This is a genomic window from Streptomyces sp. NPDC005799, assembly GCF_040630525.1.
GTDB classification, from domain to species: domain Bacteria; phylum Actinomycetota; class Actinomycetes; order Streptomycetales; family Streptomycetaceae; genus Streptomyces; species Streptomyces griseorubiginosus_B.
This window is the reverse complement of record NZ_JBEXXQ010000034.1, coordinates 66,382-80,450: the sequence shown is the minus strand read 5'-3', so window position 1 is coordinate 80,450 and position 14,069 is coordinate 66,382. Positions and strand designations below refer to the sequence as shown.

The following is a 14,069-nucleotide window of genomic DNA, read 5'->3' as shown; positions in this document are numbered from 1 at the left end:
GGTGCCTGGGGGCACGGGTGACCGCTGGTGGTTGGGCGGGGCCGGTGCCTGGTGGATGGGTGGTGGCTGGTCGCCAGGCGGATCCGGTGCTTCGTGCACGGGTGACCCGCTGGTCCGCAGGTGGATCCGATGCCTCGTGCACGGCATGCGTATGCCCTCCCGGACGTGTGCCGGGAGGGTGAGAGGGCGTGGGTGGCTCAGCCGTTGCGGGGGCCGGGGAAAGCGGTTGGTCTGGTCTCCTCGCGGAGGACGGGGCTGCCCGCCGTCGGCTGGGTCGGCATCGAGCGGGCCGCGGGGACCGTCGGCACCGGGGGGATGCCGGTGCCGACGTTGACCGTCCGGGTGCCCGACGGCTCGGTCGCGCGCTCGGCCTCGGCGGCCGCCTGGGCCGCGGCCCGGCGCGCGCCGTAACGGCGGTGCACCGCCTGCTTGGTGACGCCCAGCGCGGAACCCACCGCGTCCCACGAGAAGCCGAGGGAGCGGTCGAAGTCGACCGCCGCCGTGACCAGGGTCTCGACACTGTCCCGCAGCTCCTGGGCGAGACGGACCGTCGGCGCGGGCGCGCGTCCGTAGACGACGAAGCCCGTGGACGGGCCGGAGCGGCGCGGGCGGTAGACGTTGCCCAACTGGGCGGTGAGCGTGCGCAGTGCGTCCACCTGCCGGCGGACCCGCTCGATGTCCCGCACCAGCAAGTGCAGGCTGGCCCGAGCCTGGGCGTCGTGGGTTGCGTGGTCGGCCATGAACAAGCCTCTCGAACCGGCGTGAAAAGGATCGGGCAGCGCCAATGCGGCCCTTGTGGTCAACTCTTTCTTGACCAACGCGGATTCGCTCCGCTGGTCACGCACAGGGGGCGTGAGGGCATATGCGCGCGCCCTGTGGAGGGAGGGCGCGCGGTGAGGGTGGTGTGCGGGTGGGTGCGTCGGCCGCGTTCTCATGACGGCGGACGGTCCGTCGGCCAACGCCGCCGGCGGCTTTCCCGTCGCTCCCGTCGAGGTCATAGACTTGTGCGTCGCCCGCAACCGTCGCCGTCCGAGAGGCCCGTAGCCACCCATGAAGCTCGTCTTCGCCGGGACCCCCGAGGTCGCCGTACCCGCTCTGGACGCTCTGCTCGCCTCCGGGCGGCACGAGGTGGCCGCCGTCGTCACGCGGCCGGACGCCCCGGCGGGGCGCGGGCGTCGGCTGGTCGCGTCCCCCGTGGCTCAGCGGGCGGAGGAGGCCGGCATCGAGGTGCTGAAGCCGCTCAAGCCGAGGGATCCGGAGTTCCTGGAGCGGCTGCGGGAGATCGCGCCGGACTGCTGTCCCGTCGTCGCGTACGGGGCGCTGCTGCCGCGCGTCGCCCTGGACGTCCCGGCGAACGGCTGGGTCAACCTGCACTTCTCGCTGCTGCCCGCCTGGCGGGGGGCCGCGCCGGTGCAGCACTCCATCATGGCGGGCGACGAGATCACGGGGGCGTCGACCTTCCTCATCGAGGAAGGGCTCGACTCCGGGCCCGTCTACGGCACCGTGACCGAGGAGATCCGGCCCACCGACACCAGCGGTGACCTGCTCACCCGCCTCGCCTTCGCGGGCGCCGGGCTCCTCGCGGCGACCATGGACGGCATCGAGGACGGCGCCCTCAAGGCCGTGCCGCAGCCCTCCGAGGGCATCACCCTCGCGCCGAAGATCACCGTCGAGGACGCTCACGTCGACTGGGCCGCACCGGCGCTCCGGGTCGACCGGGTCGTGCGCGGCTGCACCCCCGCCCCCGGCGCCTGGACCACCTTCCGCGGCGAGCGGCTGAAGCTGATCCAGGTCACGCCCGTACCCGAGCGGACCGACCTGGCGCCGGGGCAGCTCGCCGTCGGCAAGAACAGCGTCCACGTGGGCACCGGTTCGTACGGCGTGGAGCTGCTGTGGGTGCAGGCGCAGGGGAAGAAGCCGATGCGGGCGGCCGACTGGGCGCGTGGTGCGCGGATCGTCGACGGGGAGAGTCTCGGCCGCTGAGGCCGACGTACGCTGGGGGCGTATCCCTTGATTCCCCCAGGCGCATCCTCTGACCCCACAGGCGTATCGCCCGATCCCGCATCCGGAGCACCTTTTTCGTGAGCGACCAGCACCGTCGACCCGGCAAGCCCTACCGCAGGCCCAAGAAGGATCCCGTCCGCATCCTCGCCTTCGAGGCGCTGAGGGCCGTGGACGAGCGGGACGCCTACGCCAACCTCGTACTGCCGCCGCTGCTGCGGAAGGCGCGGGAGAAGGGCGACTTCGACGGGCGTGACGCGGCGCTTGCGACCGAGCTGGTTTATGGGACGCTGCGCCGGCAGGGGACGTACGACGCGATCATCGCCGCCTGTGTCGACCGGCCGCTGCGTGAGGTCGACCCGCCGGTGCTGGACGTGCTGAGCCTCGGTGCGCACCAGTTGCTCGGGACGCGCATCCCCAGTCACGCGGCGGTGTCCGCCTCGGTCGAGCTCGCCCGTGTCGTCCTCGGCGACGGGCGGGCCAAGTTCGTCAACGCCGTTCTGCGCAAGGTCGCGCAGGACGATCTCGACGGATGGCTGGCGAAGATCGCGCCGCCCTACGACGAGGACCCCGAGGACCATCTGGCCGTGGTGCACTCGCACCCCCGCTGGGTCGTCTCGGCGCTGTGGGACTCGCTCGGCGGCGGGCGCGCCGGCATCGAGGAGTTGCTGGCCGCCGACAACGAACGGCCCGAGGTGACCCTCGTGGCCCGTCCCGGGCGCGCCACCACCGAGGAGCTGCTCGCCGAGGAGTCCGCCGTGCCGGGGCGCTGGTCGCCGTACGCCGTGCGGCTGGCCGAGGGCGGGGAGCCCGGGGCCATCGAGGCCGTACGGGACGGGCGGGCCGGCGTGCAGGACGAGGGCAGCCAGCTCGTCGCGCTCGCGCTCGCGGGCGCGCCCCTCGACGGGCGGGACGAGAAGTGGCTCGACGGGTGTGCCGGACCCGGCGGCAAGGCCGCGCTGCTCGCCGCGCTCGCCGCCGAGCGCGGGGCCGTGCTGCTCGCCTCCGAGAAGCAGCCGCACCGGGCGGGCCTGGTGGCCAGGGCGTTGCACGGCAATCCCGGCCCCTACCAGGTCATCGCCGCCGACGGCACCCGACCGCCGTGGCGGCCCGGCTCCTTCGACCGGGTCCTGGTCGACGTGCCCTGCACCGGACTCGGCGCCCTGCGCCGGCGGCCCGAGGCACGGTGGCGGCGCCGCCCCGAGGACCTGGACGGGTTCGGCCCGCTCCAGCGCGGCCTGCTGAAGAGCGCGCTGGAGGCCGTACGGGTCGGGGGAGTCGTCGGCTACGCCACCTGCTCTCCCCACCTCGCCGAGACCCGGGCCGTCGTCGACGACCTGCTCAAACAGCACCCGGAGACCGAACTCCTGGACGCCCGGCCCCTGTTGCCGGGCGTGCCGGACCTCGGCGAGGGTCCGGACGTACAGCTGTGGCCGCATCTGCACGGGACCGACGCCATGTATCTGGCGCTCATTCGGAGGACTGGCTGACCTTCGCGCCGACCGCCTCCGCGGCGGAAGTCTCCCCGTCCGCGTGCGCCAGGTGGTGCGGCCACCACACCTTCTTACCCACGTCCAGGAAGAGCGACGTCACCAGCACGGAGCGCACCACGAACGTGTCCAGCAGGACGCCGAGGGCGACCGCGAAGCCGATCTCCGCGAAGCCGACCATCGGCAGGGTGCCCAGCGCGGCGAAGGTGCCGGCGAGGACCAGTCCCGCGGACGTGATCACCGCGCCGGTCGCGGCGAGGCCCGTGACCACGCCGGGGCGGGTGCCCTGGCGGATGGCCTCCTCACGGATCCGGGTGGTCAGGAAGATGTTGTAGTCGATGCCGAGGGCCACCAGGAAGACGAAGACGAACAGCGGGAAGGCCACGTCCTCGCCCGCGTAGTCGAAGACATGACGGAAGGCGAGGGCGCTCAGGCCCAGTGCGCTCGCCAGCGACAGGCACACCGTCCCGATCAGCAGGAGCGGGGCGACGAGGGCGCGCAGCAGCACGCCGAGCACCAGCAGCACGACGGCCAGGACGAGCGGGATGACCAGGTAGTTGTCATGGGTCTGGGCGTTCTCCATGTCCAGCAGGGCGGCCGTACCGCCGCCGACCTTCGCGTCGGCGCCGGGCACGGCGTGCACCGCGTCCCGTACCCGCTGCACGGTCGCCTTGGCCGCGTCGCTGTCGGAGGGCGCGCGCATGGTCGCCTCGAACAGCACCTGCCCGTCGTGCTCGGGCGCGGTGCCCGGCGGTACGCCGATGCTCTGCGGCACGACCCCGCGGTCCGCGGCGACGGCACGGCCCACCGAGACGGCCTGGGCCTTGTTGGAGACGATCACGAGCGGGTCTCCGGTGCCCGCCGGGAAGTACCGCGCCGACACCTTCTGCCCCACGATCGAGTCGGGCGTGTGGGTGAAGGCGTCCGCGTTGGCGATGCCCGCCGCGCGCAGCTGCAACAGGCCCATGGACAGGACGACCAGTACCGCGGCGGTGATGGCCCAGACCATGCGGGGACGGTGGGCGAAACGGCGGCCCATGCGGGCCCAGACGCCGCGCTCGACCGGATCGGCCGAGCCCTCGTGCGGGATGGCGGGCCAGAAGATCCAGCGGCCGAAGACCAGCAGCAGGGCGGGGAAGAGCGTCAGCATGGCCAGCAGGGCGACCATCACGCCGATGGCCGCCACCGGGCCCAGGCCCCGGGTCGAGTTCATCTCGGCGACCAGAAGGACCAGCATGCTGAGCACCACCGTCGCCCCGGAGGCGAGCACCGCCGGGCCCGCCCGGTTCATGGCGAGCTCCATCGCCTCGTGCCGGTCCGTGTGCCGGCGCAGCTCCTCCCGGTAGCGGGCGACCAGTAGCAGCGCGTAGTCGGTGCCCGCGCCGAAGACGAGGACCGTCAGGATGCCGGCGCTCTGGCCGTTGACGGTCAGGCCGGCGTGTTTCGCCAGCACGTAGATCAGCGCCTGCGCCGTGAACAGGGCCACCACCACCCCGACCAGGGGCACGAACAAAAGGGTCGGGCTGCGGTACGTGAACAGCAGGATCACGATCACGATCACCATCGCGGAGAACAGCAGCGTCGAGTCGATGCCCTCGAAGGCCTTGGAGAAGTCGGCGGACGTGCCGCCGGGTCCGGTGATGTGCACCGCGAGCCCGCCGCCGCCCCTGCCGACCTGGTCGCGGATCGAGTCGACCGCGGGCGCGATGCGCTGCCAGCCCTGCGCGTCCATCGTGATCGGCACGTAGATCTGGGCGGCACGCGGGGCCGTCGTACGGTCGTAGACCGGGCCGCGGGTCTCGGCGCCGCGGATGCCGTGGTCGTGCAGGGTCCTGAGCTGCCGGGCGTCCTCGGCGATCTGACGCCGGTCCTGGACCGTCAGTCCGCTCGCGCGCGCGTAGACGACGACCGCGGGGATCTGCTCCGGCCTGAAGTGCTCGGAAGCGTTCAGGACCTGGGTGGACTCGGCGGAGCCGGGCAGCCAGGACTGGGCGTCGTTGTCCTGGGCGCTGTTGAGCTTGGAGCCGAACGGCGCCGCGATCACCAGGACCACCAGCCACAGGATCACGATCAGCCACTTGGAGCGCCGTCCGCAGACGAACCGGATGGTGTTCCGCTTCCATGCGTCCAGTTGCCTCATGGCGACCCCCGTGGACGTACGTGGTGCCGGTGAGCGGCCCAGCATGGCACGCCGCGCCCGCGCACAACATCCGATGAACGGCTTAGGTCTGGACCGGCGCGAACAAACGTGCCCGGACATGGCAGGCTTGGGTCATGGCCGCGCAGATCAACCCCAGCATCCTGTCCGCCGACTTCGCCCGCCTCGCGGACGAGGCCAAGGCGGTCGACGGAGCCGACTGGCTCCACGTAGACGTCATGGACAACCATTTCGTCCCGAACCTCACGCTCGGTGTGCCGGTCGTAGAGTCCCTGGCCCGTGCGACGGACACCCCGCTGGACTGCCATCTGATGATCGAGGCCCCCGATCGGTGGGCGCCCCAGTACGTCGAAGCGGGTGCCGGTTCCGTCACCTTCCACGTCGAGGCGGCCACCGCTCCGGTCCGGCTGGCCCGGGAGATCCGGGCCAAGGGCGCCCGTGCCTCCATGGCGCTGCGGCCCGCGACGCCCATCGAGCCGTACGAGGACCTGCTGCCGGAGCTCGACATGCTGCTGATCATGACGGTCGAGCCGGGCTTCGGCGGGCAGGCGTTCCTCGACATCATGCTCCCGAAGATCCGGCGCACCCGCGAGTTGATCAGCAAGCACGGCCTCGACCTGTGGCTCCAGGTCGACGGCGGGGTCTCGGAGTCCACCATCGAGCGCTGCGCGGACGCCGGCGCGGACGTCTTCGTGGCCGGTTCCGCGGTGTACGGGGCCGAGGACCCCTCCGCGGCGGTCCGTGCTCTGCGCGCGCAGGCGGAGGGAGCCACGGCCAAGGCGTCCTGGGCATGCAACCACTGAGCCACAGGTCGGTGAACAGACGTGAACGGCGCCCATCAGGGCGGATCAAGTACGCCGAATCTGCAAGGATGAACGGCGAGTCCAGAGTGTGAACAGAAGTGAGGAGATCGCCGTGTCGGGTATGTCGGCGGGCCGGTCAGCAGTGCGGATGGGACCCGCTGAGCTGGTGCAGGCGGCGGCCATGGCCCGCCGCTTCTACCTCGAGGGCAAGTCCAAGATCCAGATCGCGGAGGAGTTCGGCGTCAGCCGCTTCAAGGTGGCCCGGGTCCTGGAGACGGCCCTCGAACGGGATCTCGTGCGCATCGAGATCCGCGTCCCGGCCGAGCTGGACGCGGAGCGCTCGGACGCGCTGCGCGCCCGCTACGGCCTCAGGCACGCCGTCGTCGTCGAGTCCCCGGCCGAGGCCGAGGACTCACCCGACCCGGAGAACCTCGGTGAGGTGGCCGCCGACCTGCTCGGCGAACTCGTCAATGAGGGCGATGTGCTCGGCCTTGCCTGGGGCCGCTCCACCATCCACATGGCCGCGGCCCTGGACAAGCTGCCGCCGTGCACGGTGGTGCAGCTGACGGGCGTGTACGACGCCGGGACCGCCGAGCGCGGCTCGGTGGAGGCCGTACGCCGGGCCGCCCAGGTCTCCGGCGGCGACGCCCACCCGATCTACGCGCCGATGCTGCTGCCGGACGCGGCCACCGCGGCCGCGCTGCGCAACCAGACCGGGATCGCGCGGGCCTTCGAGTACTTCGACAAGGTCACCGTCGCCTGTGTCTCCATCGGCTCCTGGGAGCCCGGGATCTCCACGGTGCACGACATGCTCAGCGACGAGGAGCGCGCACACTACGCCTCCCTCGGTGTCGCCGCGGAGATGTCCGCGCACCTCTTCGACGCCGAGGGGCGCCGGGTCGGACGGGACCTGGGGGAGCGGTGCATCACCGTCAAGACGGACCAGCTGCGCCGTATCCCCGAGGTCGTCGCGATCGCGGGCGGGGCGCGCAAGGCCGCCGCGATCGACGCGGTGCTGAGGTCGGGGCTGGTCACCAGCCTGGTGACGGACACGTCGGCGGCGGACGTCCTGATGACGGCCGGCCCGACACCGCGCTCGGCGCTCAACCGGGCGGACCCGGACGGCCCGTGACAGACGGTCGCGAGGGGACGGGCCGTGGCAGCATCACCTCATGCTGCTCCGGTCCGTCCCCCGCTTGCTTCTGTGTCTGCTGGTCTTCGTGGCGGGCTGCTCCGCCACCGGTTCCGGGTCCGTGTCCGCACGGGCCGACGGCACAGCGACCGTCCGGGTCGCCCAACTCCCCGCCGAGGCACGGCAGACGCTCGCCCTCATCGACCGGGGCGGCCCCTTCCCCTACGCCCGTGACGGTGTCGTCTTCGGCAACTTCGAGGGACTGCTGCCCCAGCACGAGCGCGGCTACTACCACGAGTACACGGTGCCGACGCCCGGCTCGCGCGACCGCGGGGCCCGGCGCATCGTCACCGGGCAGGGCGGCGAGATCTACTACACCGACGATCACTACAAGTCGTTCAGGGCGGTACGCAGATGACACAGCTGACGGTCACGCTGGACCTCGACGGGGTCACGGACAAGGCGGGCCTGATGGACCGGTGCGCCCGGGACCTGCGGCTGCCGGAGTACTTCGGCCGCAACTGGGACGCGCTGGCCGACGTCCTCTCCGACCCGGGTGTGTGGCCCGAGGAGGCGGCCGACAAGGGGCTGCTGGTCGTCGTGCACAACTGGCGACCGTACGCCGAGGCCCGTCCGGACGAGTGGGACACCGCGCTCGACGTGTTCGCGCACGCCTCCGCCGCCACGGTGGCCCTCGCCCTTGGAGGTTCCTCCCAAGACGCCTCTGACCTGCCTGGATGATTCTCCCGGGCAGTGCATTCCGGTCGGCATGGGACAATGAAGTACGTGCTCTTCCCCCTGGCTGACCTGTCCGGGGGCCACCTCTGATCGACTGGGATGTGCAGCACGTGCGTTTCCTCAACGACATCCAGCCCCCCTACGACCTGACGTACGACGACGTCTTCATGGTCCCGAGCCGCAGCGCGGTCGGCTCACGGCAGGGTGTGGACCTCAGCTCCCCGGACGGCACGGGCACCACGATCCCGCTGGTCGTCGCCAACATGACCGCCATCGCCGGCCGTCGGATGGCCGAGACGATGGCCCGGCGCGGCGGACTGGTGGTCATCCCGCAGGACATCCCGATCGAGGTCGTCACCGAGGTCGTCTCCTGGGTGAAGAGCCGGCACCTCGTCCTGGACACCCCGATCGTCCTCACCCCGCACCAGACCGTCGCCGACGCCCTCGCCCTGCTGCCCAAGCGGGCGCACAACGCCGGGGTCGTCGTCGACGAGGGGCACCGTCCGGTCGGTGTGGTCACCGACCGGGACCTGACCGGGGTGGACCGCTTCACGCAGCTCGAGGTCGTGATGTCCAAGGACCTGGTGCTGCTCGACGCCGACATCGACCCGCGCGAGGCCTTCAACCGCCTCGACGGGGCCAACCGCCGCTACGCGCCCGCCGTCGACAAGGAGGGCCGCCTCGCCGGCATCCTCACCCGCAAGGGCGCCCTGCGCGCCACGCTGTACACGCCGGCCGTCGACGCGAACGGCAGGCTGCGCATCGCCGCCGCCGTCGGCATCAACGGCGATGTTGCGGGCAAGGCCAAGCAGTTGCTGGACGCGGGCGTCGACACGCTCGTCATCGACACCGCGCACGGCCACCAGGAGTCGATGATCGGCGCGATCAAGGTGGTACGGGCCCTGGACCCGCAGGTCCCGATCGCGGCCGGCAACATCGTCGCCGCGGAGGGCGTCAGGGATCTCGTCGAGGCCGGCGCCGACATCATCAAGGTCGGTGTCGGGCCCGGCGCCATGTGCACCACCCGCATGATGACCGGCGTCGGCCGGCCGCAGTTCTCCGCTGTCCTGGAGTGCGCCGCCGAGGCGAGGAAGTACGGCAAGCACGTGTGGGCCGACGGCGGTGTCCGGCACCCGCGTGACGTGGCGATGGCGCTGGCCGCCGGGGCGTCGAACGTCATGATCGGTTCGTGGTTCGCGGGTACCTACGAGTCCCCGGGCGATCTCCAGCAGGACGCGAAGGGGCGTCTCTACAAGGAGTCGTTCGGCATGGCATCGGCCCGCGCCGTCCGCAACCGCACCTCCGAGGAGTCGGCTTACGACCGGGCCCGCAAGGCGCTGTTCGAGGAGGGCATCTCCACCTCCCGGATGTTCCTCGACCCGGCCCGCCCCGGCGTCGAGGACCTGATCGACTCGATCATCGCGGGCGTCCGCTCCTCCTGCACCTACGCCGGCGCCGGCTCCCTGGAGGAGTTCGCCGAGAAGGCGGTCGTCGGCATCCAGAGCGCCGCCGGCTACGCCGAGGGCAAGCCGCTGCACGCCAGCTGGAGCTGAGCCAAGTCCGTTGTCCGGGGCCCCCGTTGAAAAGCGGGGGCAACGGGCGTGCGCGAGGCTCTACGGTCGGGGCATGGAGATCGCCGTGTGCCGGCCGGAGGACGTCGAGGTCCTGGAGCGCTTCATGCCGTCGACGCTCGTCGACGGCAGTCATGCCGCCCGCTTCGCACGACAGGAGGCGGGCGAGAGCAGCTATCTCCTCCCGTGGATCGACGGAACTCCGGTGGGACACGCGGAAGTTCGCTGGACCGGCGGCCGGGCGCCCGAGGTCCGGGCCGCGCATCCGGACTGCCCGGAGATCAACGGCCTGTCCGTGTGGCCCGAGTCGGTCCGGTCCCTGGGCGTCGGCACGTCACTCATCCACGCCGCCGAGGAACTGGCGCTGCGGCGCGGTCCCGGGCTCATGGGCCTCGGCGTGGGGGAGGGCAACGCCCGCGCGGCGGCGCTGTACGCGAGGCTCGGCCATCTGCCCACCATGGTCTACCTGGACCCCCGTGCGCAGGTGGACGCGGAGGGCATCCGGCAGGAGTACGCCGAGCGGTGCCGGTTCCTGGTCAAGAAGCAGCGCTGAAGGGGCCGTTGCGACGGGACATGCGGACCGGGCGCAACGAATGGGCACTCGCCCGCGATGAACGCAAGGAACTTGCGCGGGTACGCAAGGTTGCTGCATTTCGTCTGCGAAGGGGCTGCCCGTAGGGTCATGCGCTGTACGTGGCGTGGCGGGGACCCCGCTCGGTGGGTCCCCGCAGGCGCGGGGGCGCCGCCGGTCCCCGCCGCCCGAACCGCCGTGACGAAGGAGTCAGCGCGTGCTGGACCAAGGCGCACCCCCGCGAAAGCGCACCCCGTCGGCCTCACCGTCCCCGGGCCTCGGTGCGCGTCTCATGCGGCGCAAGCCGGTGGAACACCTGGTCGCGGAGGGCGGCCAGGGCGAGGGAGGGAGCCTGAGACGCTCCCTCGGGCTGTGGCAGCTGACCATGATCAGCATCGGTGCCACTCTCGGCACCGGCATCTTCGTGGTGCTGGGCGAAGCCGTCCCCAAGGCCGGTCCGGCCGTCACCCTGTCCTTCGTGATCGCCGGGCTCACCGCCCTCTTCTCGGCCCTCTCGTACGCCGAGCTGGCCGGCACCATCCCGGTCTCCGGCTCCTCGTACTCGTACGCATACGCAACGATGGGCGAGCTGATCGCCTGGATCTGCGGCTGGTGCCTGGTCCTCGAGTACGGCGTGTCCGTGGCCGCCGTCGCCGTTGGCTGGGGCGAGTACCTCAACGAACTGCTCGACGGGACGATCGGCGTCACGATCCCGGACGCCCTGTCGGCCCCGCCCGGAGACGGCGGTGTCTTCAACCTGCCCGCGCTGATCGTCGTCCTGCTGGCCATGGCGTTCCTGCTGGGCGGTGCCCGTGAGTCGGCCCGCGCCAACACCGTCATGGTGTGCGTGAAGATCGCCGCGCTGGTGCTGTTCTGCGCCATCGGCATCCAGGGCTTCCGGTCCGGGAACTACACGCACTTCATGCCGCTGGGCATGGCGGGCGTCAGCGCCGCCGGGGCCACGCTGTTCTTCTCCTACATCGGCTTCGACGCCGCCTCCACCGCCGGTGAGGAGGCCAAGGACGCCCAGCGCGACCTGCCCCGCGCCATCATGCTGTCGCTGGTCATCGTCACCGCGTTGTACGTGCTCGTCGCGGCCGTCGCCGTCGGTGCCAAGCCCTGGCGGCGATTCAACGACTCCGAGGCCGCGCTCGCCCAGATCATGCGCGAGGTCACCGGTCAGAGCTTCTGGGGCACCCTGCTCGCCGCCTGCGCGGTCATCGCCATCGCCAGCGTGGTGCTGACCGTCCTCTACGGCCAGACCCGCATCCTCTTCGCGATGTCCCGCGACGGACTCGTGCCCAAGGTCTTCGCCAGGGTCCATCCGAAGACCGGCGCCCCCCGCGCCAACACGGTGATCGTGTCGCTGTTCTGCGGCGTCCTGGCGGCCGCGATCCCCCTCGGCCAGCTCGCCGACGCCACCAGTATCGGCACGCTCTTCGCCTTCGCGCTGGTCAACATAGCCGTCGTCGTACTGCGCCGGACCCGCCCGGGGATGCACCGCACCTTCCGCGTCCCGCTCTCGCCGGTGCTGCCCGCACTCGGCTTCGGGTTCTGCGTCTGGATGATGGGCAGTCTGTCCAGCGTCACCTGGGTCGTCTTCGGTGTCTGGATGGCCGTCGGGCTCGTGGTCTACTTCGGGTACGGCCATCGCCGCTCCCGTCTGGCAACACCGGAAAGCTGATCCACTCACCGTGCTGAACGATCTCGACGAACGCATCGTGCACGCCCTCGCCGAGGACGCCCGCCGCTCCTACGCGGACATCGGGCAGATCGTGGGCCTCTCCGCCCCCGCCGTGAAGCGGCGGGTGGACCGGCTGCGGGCCACCGGCGCCATCACCGGTTTCACCGTCCGGGTGGACCCCTCGGCCCTGGGCTGGGAGACCGAGGGGTTCGTCGAGATCTACTGCCGGCACAACACCTCGCCGGAGACCATCCGGCGAGGTCTGGAGCGGTACCAGGAGGTCGTCGCCGCCTCCACCGTCACTGGCGACGCGGACGCCATCGTGCAGGTCTTCGCCTCCGACATGCGGCACTTCGAGCGTGTGCTGGAGCGGATCGCCGGGGAGCCGTTCGTGGAGCGCACCAAGTCCGTCCTGGTGCTGTCGCCGCTGTTGCGCCGCTTCTCGTCGGGCTCACCCGGGTAATTCGGGGGACGGATCCGCCCGGCCCGCCTACCATCGGTGACATGACCTGGCGACATTGATCCTCCACCGCCGGCGCCCGCCGGATCATCACGACGCTGTACGGCTACGCGTTCCTGGACGACTTCGTCCTGCTCTACCCGGTGTACGCGCTGCTGTTCAGCGACAGCGGTCTGTCCGTCTGGCAGATCTCCTCGCTCTTCGTCATCTGGTCGGTGACCGGAGTCGTCCTGGAGGTGCCCTCCGGCGCCTGGGCCGACGCGGTCTCCCGGCGCCTGCTGCTCGTCCTCGGTCCGCTGCTCACCGCCGTCGGCTTCGCCCTGTGGGTGCTCGTGCCCTCTTACTGGGCGTTCGCCCTCGGCTTCGTGCTGTGGGGCGCCCGGGGAGCCCTGGTCTCCGGCGCGCTGGAGGCGCTCGTCTACGAGGAGCTGCAGCGGCTCGGTGAGAGCGAGCGGTACGCGCGCGTCATGGGCCGGTCCCGTGCGGCGGGGCTGGTCGCGGTGATGGCCGCGATGGGCCTGGCCGGGCCGGTCCTCGCCTGGGGCGGCTTCGCGGCCGTGGGTGCGGCGAGCGTGCTGGCGTGCCTGGCGAGCGCCGTCGTGGGGAGCCGATTCCGGGAACACCGGGCGGCCGCGGAGGGCGAGGCGGAGAGCTGGTTCGCGACCCTCAGGAGCGGGCTGGCGGAGGTCCGTCGCGAGCGCTCGCTGCGCGGGGCCATCCTGCTCGTCCCGGTTGTGACCGCCGTGTGGGGAGCGCTGGACGAGTACACGCCTCTGTTGGTGCGCGAGACCGGTGTGTCCGAGGCGCGCGTGCCCTATCTGCTGCTTCTGATCTGGGCGGGCGCCACGGCCGGCAGCCTGCTCGCGGGGCGCTGCGAACGGTTGGGGAGGAGGGGGCTCGCCCTGCTGCTCGGGGGAGCGGCCTTCGCCCTCGGGGCGGGTGCCGCGGCCGGGACGCCGGTCGCCCTCGGCCTGGTGGCCCTCGCCTTCGGCGGCTTCCAGCTGGCGACCGTCCTCGCCGACGTCCGCCTCCAGCAGCGCATCGACGACACCGGCCGGGCCACCCTCACCTCGGTCGCCGGCCTCGGCACGGAACTGCTCACCGTCGCCGTGTACGCCGGATACGCGGCGACAGCCACCCGAACCGACCACGCCACGGCCTTCACCCTGTTCGCCCTGCCGTACCTGCTGACGGCCCTCGTCCTGACGATCCGCGCCCGCGAGCGATAGCACCGGGCGCGCAGCGAATGCCCGCCGGACCGCCCGAGAGCCTGGTACGCCCGGGACGAGGGCTTTTGGAACACCTGCGCCCAGGGGACGCCCATGACGTCGCGCGGTCGCCCGTCGGTCGGGCGACCCTGCTGTGGCGTCAGGGCCTCGCACCGGGTGTGCAAACGGATCGTCGTCGGACCGTCCGGGAGCCCGGTACGCCTGGGGCGGGGGCTTTCGCGTGGCATGTCGG

13 protein-coding genes are annotated in these 14,069 nt (G+C 71.8%); 11 read left to right on the top strand and 2 right to left on the bottom strand.

Going from position 1 to position 14,069, the window contains the following annotated elements; genetic code table 11:
• Positions 1 to 197 precede the first annotated feature (197 nt).
• Entirely contained in the window at positions 198 to 740 is a 543-nt protein-coding gene (locus ABZ453_RS30100) for a hypothetical protein (protein ID WP_359019670.1), read from the bottom strand.
• 310 nt (positions 741 to 1,050) lie between these two features.
• Between ABZ453_RS30100 and fmt the strand changes: the two genes are divergently transcribed.
• Entirely contained in the window at positions 1,051 to 1,983 is a 933-nt protein-coding gene (gene fmt / locus ABZ453_RS30095; RefSeq protein WP_359019668.1) for a methionyl-tRNA formyltransferase, read from the top strand.
• A 98-nt stretch (positions 1,984 to 2,081) separates the two neighbouring features.
• The gene (locus ABZ453_RS30090; protein ID WP_359019666.1) at positions 2,082 to 3,491 is read left to right on the top strand and encodes a transcription antitermination factor NusB; all 1,410 of its coding nucleotides are present in this window, start codon (positions 2,082 to 2,084) and stop codon (positions 3,489 to 3,491) included.
• On the opposite strand, the gene ABZ453_RS30085 is transcribed toward ABZ453_RS30090, so the two are convergent.
• Positions 3,472 to 5,631 (bottom strand): MMPL family transporter, encoded by a 2,160-nt coding sequence (locus ABZ453_RS30085; RefSeq protein WP_359019664.1) that lies wholly within the window; start codon positions 5,629 to 5,631, stop codon positions 3,472 to 3,474. The genes ABZ453_RS30090 and ABZ453_RS30085 overlap by 20 nt on opposite strands.
• 134 nt (positions 5,632 to 5,765) lie before the next feature.
• Between ABZ453_RS30085 and rpe the strand changes: the two genes are divergently transcribed.
• The 9 genes from rpe to ABZ453_RS30040 all read left to right on the top strand — a co-directional run bounded on the left by rpe (position 5,766) and on the right by ABZ453_RS30040 (position 13,837).
• A complete protein-coding gene (gene rpe / locus ABZ453_RS30080; RefSeq protein ID WP_359019662.1) occupies positions 5,766 to 6,452 on the top strand; it encodes a ribulose-phosphate 3-epimerase in 687 nt (228 codons plus the stop codon).
• Positions 6,453 to 6,540: 88 nt separating this feature from the next.
• Positions 6,541 to 7,584 carry a sugar-binding domain-containing protein gene (locus tag ABZ453_RS30075; protein ID WP_356770772.1) on the top strand — a complete coding sequence of 348 codons (1,044 nt, stop codon included), beginning with the start codon at positions 6,541 to 6,543 and terminating at the stop codon, positions 7,582 to 7,584.
• A 40-nt stretch (positions 7,585 to 7,624) separates the two neighbouring features.
• A complete protein-coding gene (locus ABZ453_RS30070) occupies positions 7,625 to 8,002 on the top strand; it encodes a ribonuclease (protein ID WP_359019659.1) in 378 nt (125 codons plus the stop codon).
• Entirely contained in the window at positions 7,999 to 8,325 is a 327-nt protein-coding gene (locus ABZ453_RS30065; protein WP_359019657.1) for a barstar family protein, read from the top strand. Before ABZ453_RS30070 ends, ABZ453_RS30065 begins: the two co-directional genes overlap by 4 nt.
• A 107-nt stretch (positions 8,326 to 8,432) precedes the next feature.
• The gene (locus tag ABZ453_RS30060) at positions 8,433 to 9,875 is read left to right on the top strand and encodes a GuaB1 family IMP dehydrogenase-related protein (protein ID WP_359019655.1); all 1,443 of its coding nucleotides are present in this window, start codon (positions 8,433 to 8,435) and stop codon (positions 9,873 to 9,875) included.
• A 73-nt stretch (positions 9,876 to 9,948) separates the two neighbouring features.
• Positions 9,949 to 10,446 carry a GNAT family N-acetyltransferase gene (locus ABZ453_RS30055; protein WP_359019653.1) on the top strand — a complete coding sequence of 166 codons (498 nt, stop codon included), beginning with the start codon at positions 9,949 to 9,951 and terminating at the stop codon, positions 10,444 to 10,446.
• A 235-nt stretch (positions 10,447 to 10,681) separates the two neighbouring features.
• Entirely contained in the window at positions 10,682 to 12,148 is a 1,467-nt protein-coding gene (locus ABZ453_RS30050; RefSeq protein ID WP_359019651.1) for an amino acid permease, read from the top strand.
• A gap of 10 nt (positions 12,149 to 12,158) precedes the next feature.
• A complete protein-coding gene (locus ABZ453_RS30045; protein ID WP_133044837.1) occupies positions 12,159 to 12,611 on the top strand; it encodes an Lrp/AsnC family transcriptional regulator in 453 nt (150 codons plus the stop codon).
• An 83-nt stretch (positions 12,612 to 12,694) separates the two neighbouring features.
• Positions 12,695 to 13,837, top strand: coding sequence for an MFS transporter (locus tag ABZ453_RS30040; protein WP_359019734.1), 1,143 nt, complete (start codon positions 12,695 to 12,697; stop codon positions 13,835 to 13,837).
• Positions 13,838 to 14,069 lie beyond the last annotated feature (232 nt).

Excerpts from the sequence above, each read along its gene's own strand:
- ABZ453_RS30100 (WP_359019670.1), bottom strand. The coding sequence starts at position 740 with ATGGCCGACCACGCAACCCACGACGCCCAGGCTCGGGCCAGCCTGCAC.
- fmt (WP_359019668.1), top strand. The coding sequence starts at position 1,051 with ATGAAGCTCGTCTTCGCCGGGACCCCCGAGGTCGCCGTACCCGCTCTG.
- ABZ453_RS30085 (WP_359019664.1), bottom strand. The coding sequence starts at position 5,631 with ATGAGGCAACTGGACGCATGGAAGCGGAACACCATCCGGTTCGTCTGC.
- rpe (WP_359019662.1), top strand. The coding sequence starts at position 5,766 with ATGGCCGCGCAGATCAACCCCAGCATCCTGTCCGCCGACTTCGCCCGC.
- ABZ453_RS30070 (WP_359019659.1), top strand. The coding sequence starts at position 7,625 with ATGCTGCTCCGGTCCGTCCCCCGCTTGCTTCTGTGTCTGCTGGTCTTC.
- ABZ453_RS30065 (WP_359019657.1), top strand. The coding sequence starts at position 7,999 with ATGACACAGCTGACGGTCACGCTGGACCTCGACGGGGTCACGGACAAG.
- ABZ453_RS30055 (WP_359019653.1), top strand. The coding sequence starts at position 9,949 with ATGGAGATCGCCGTGTGCCGGCCGGAGGACGTCGAGGTCCTGGAGCGC.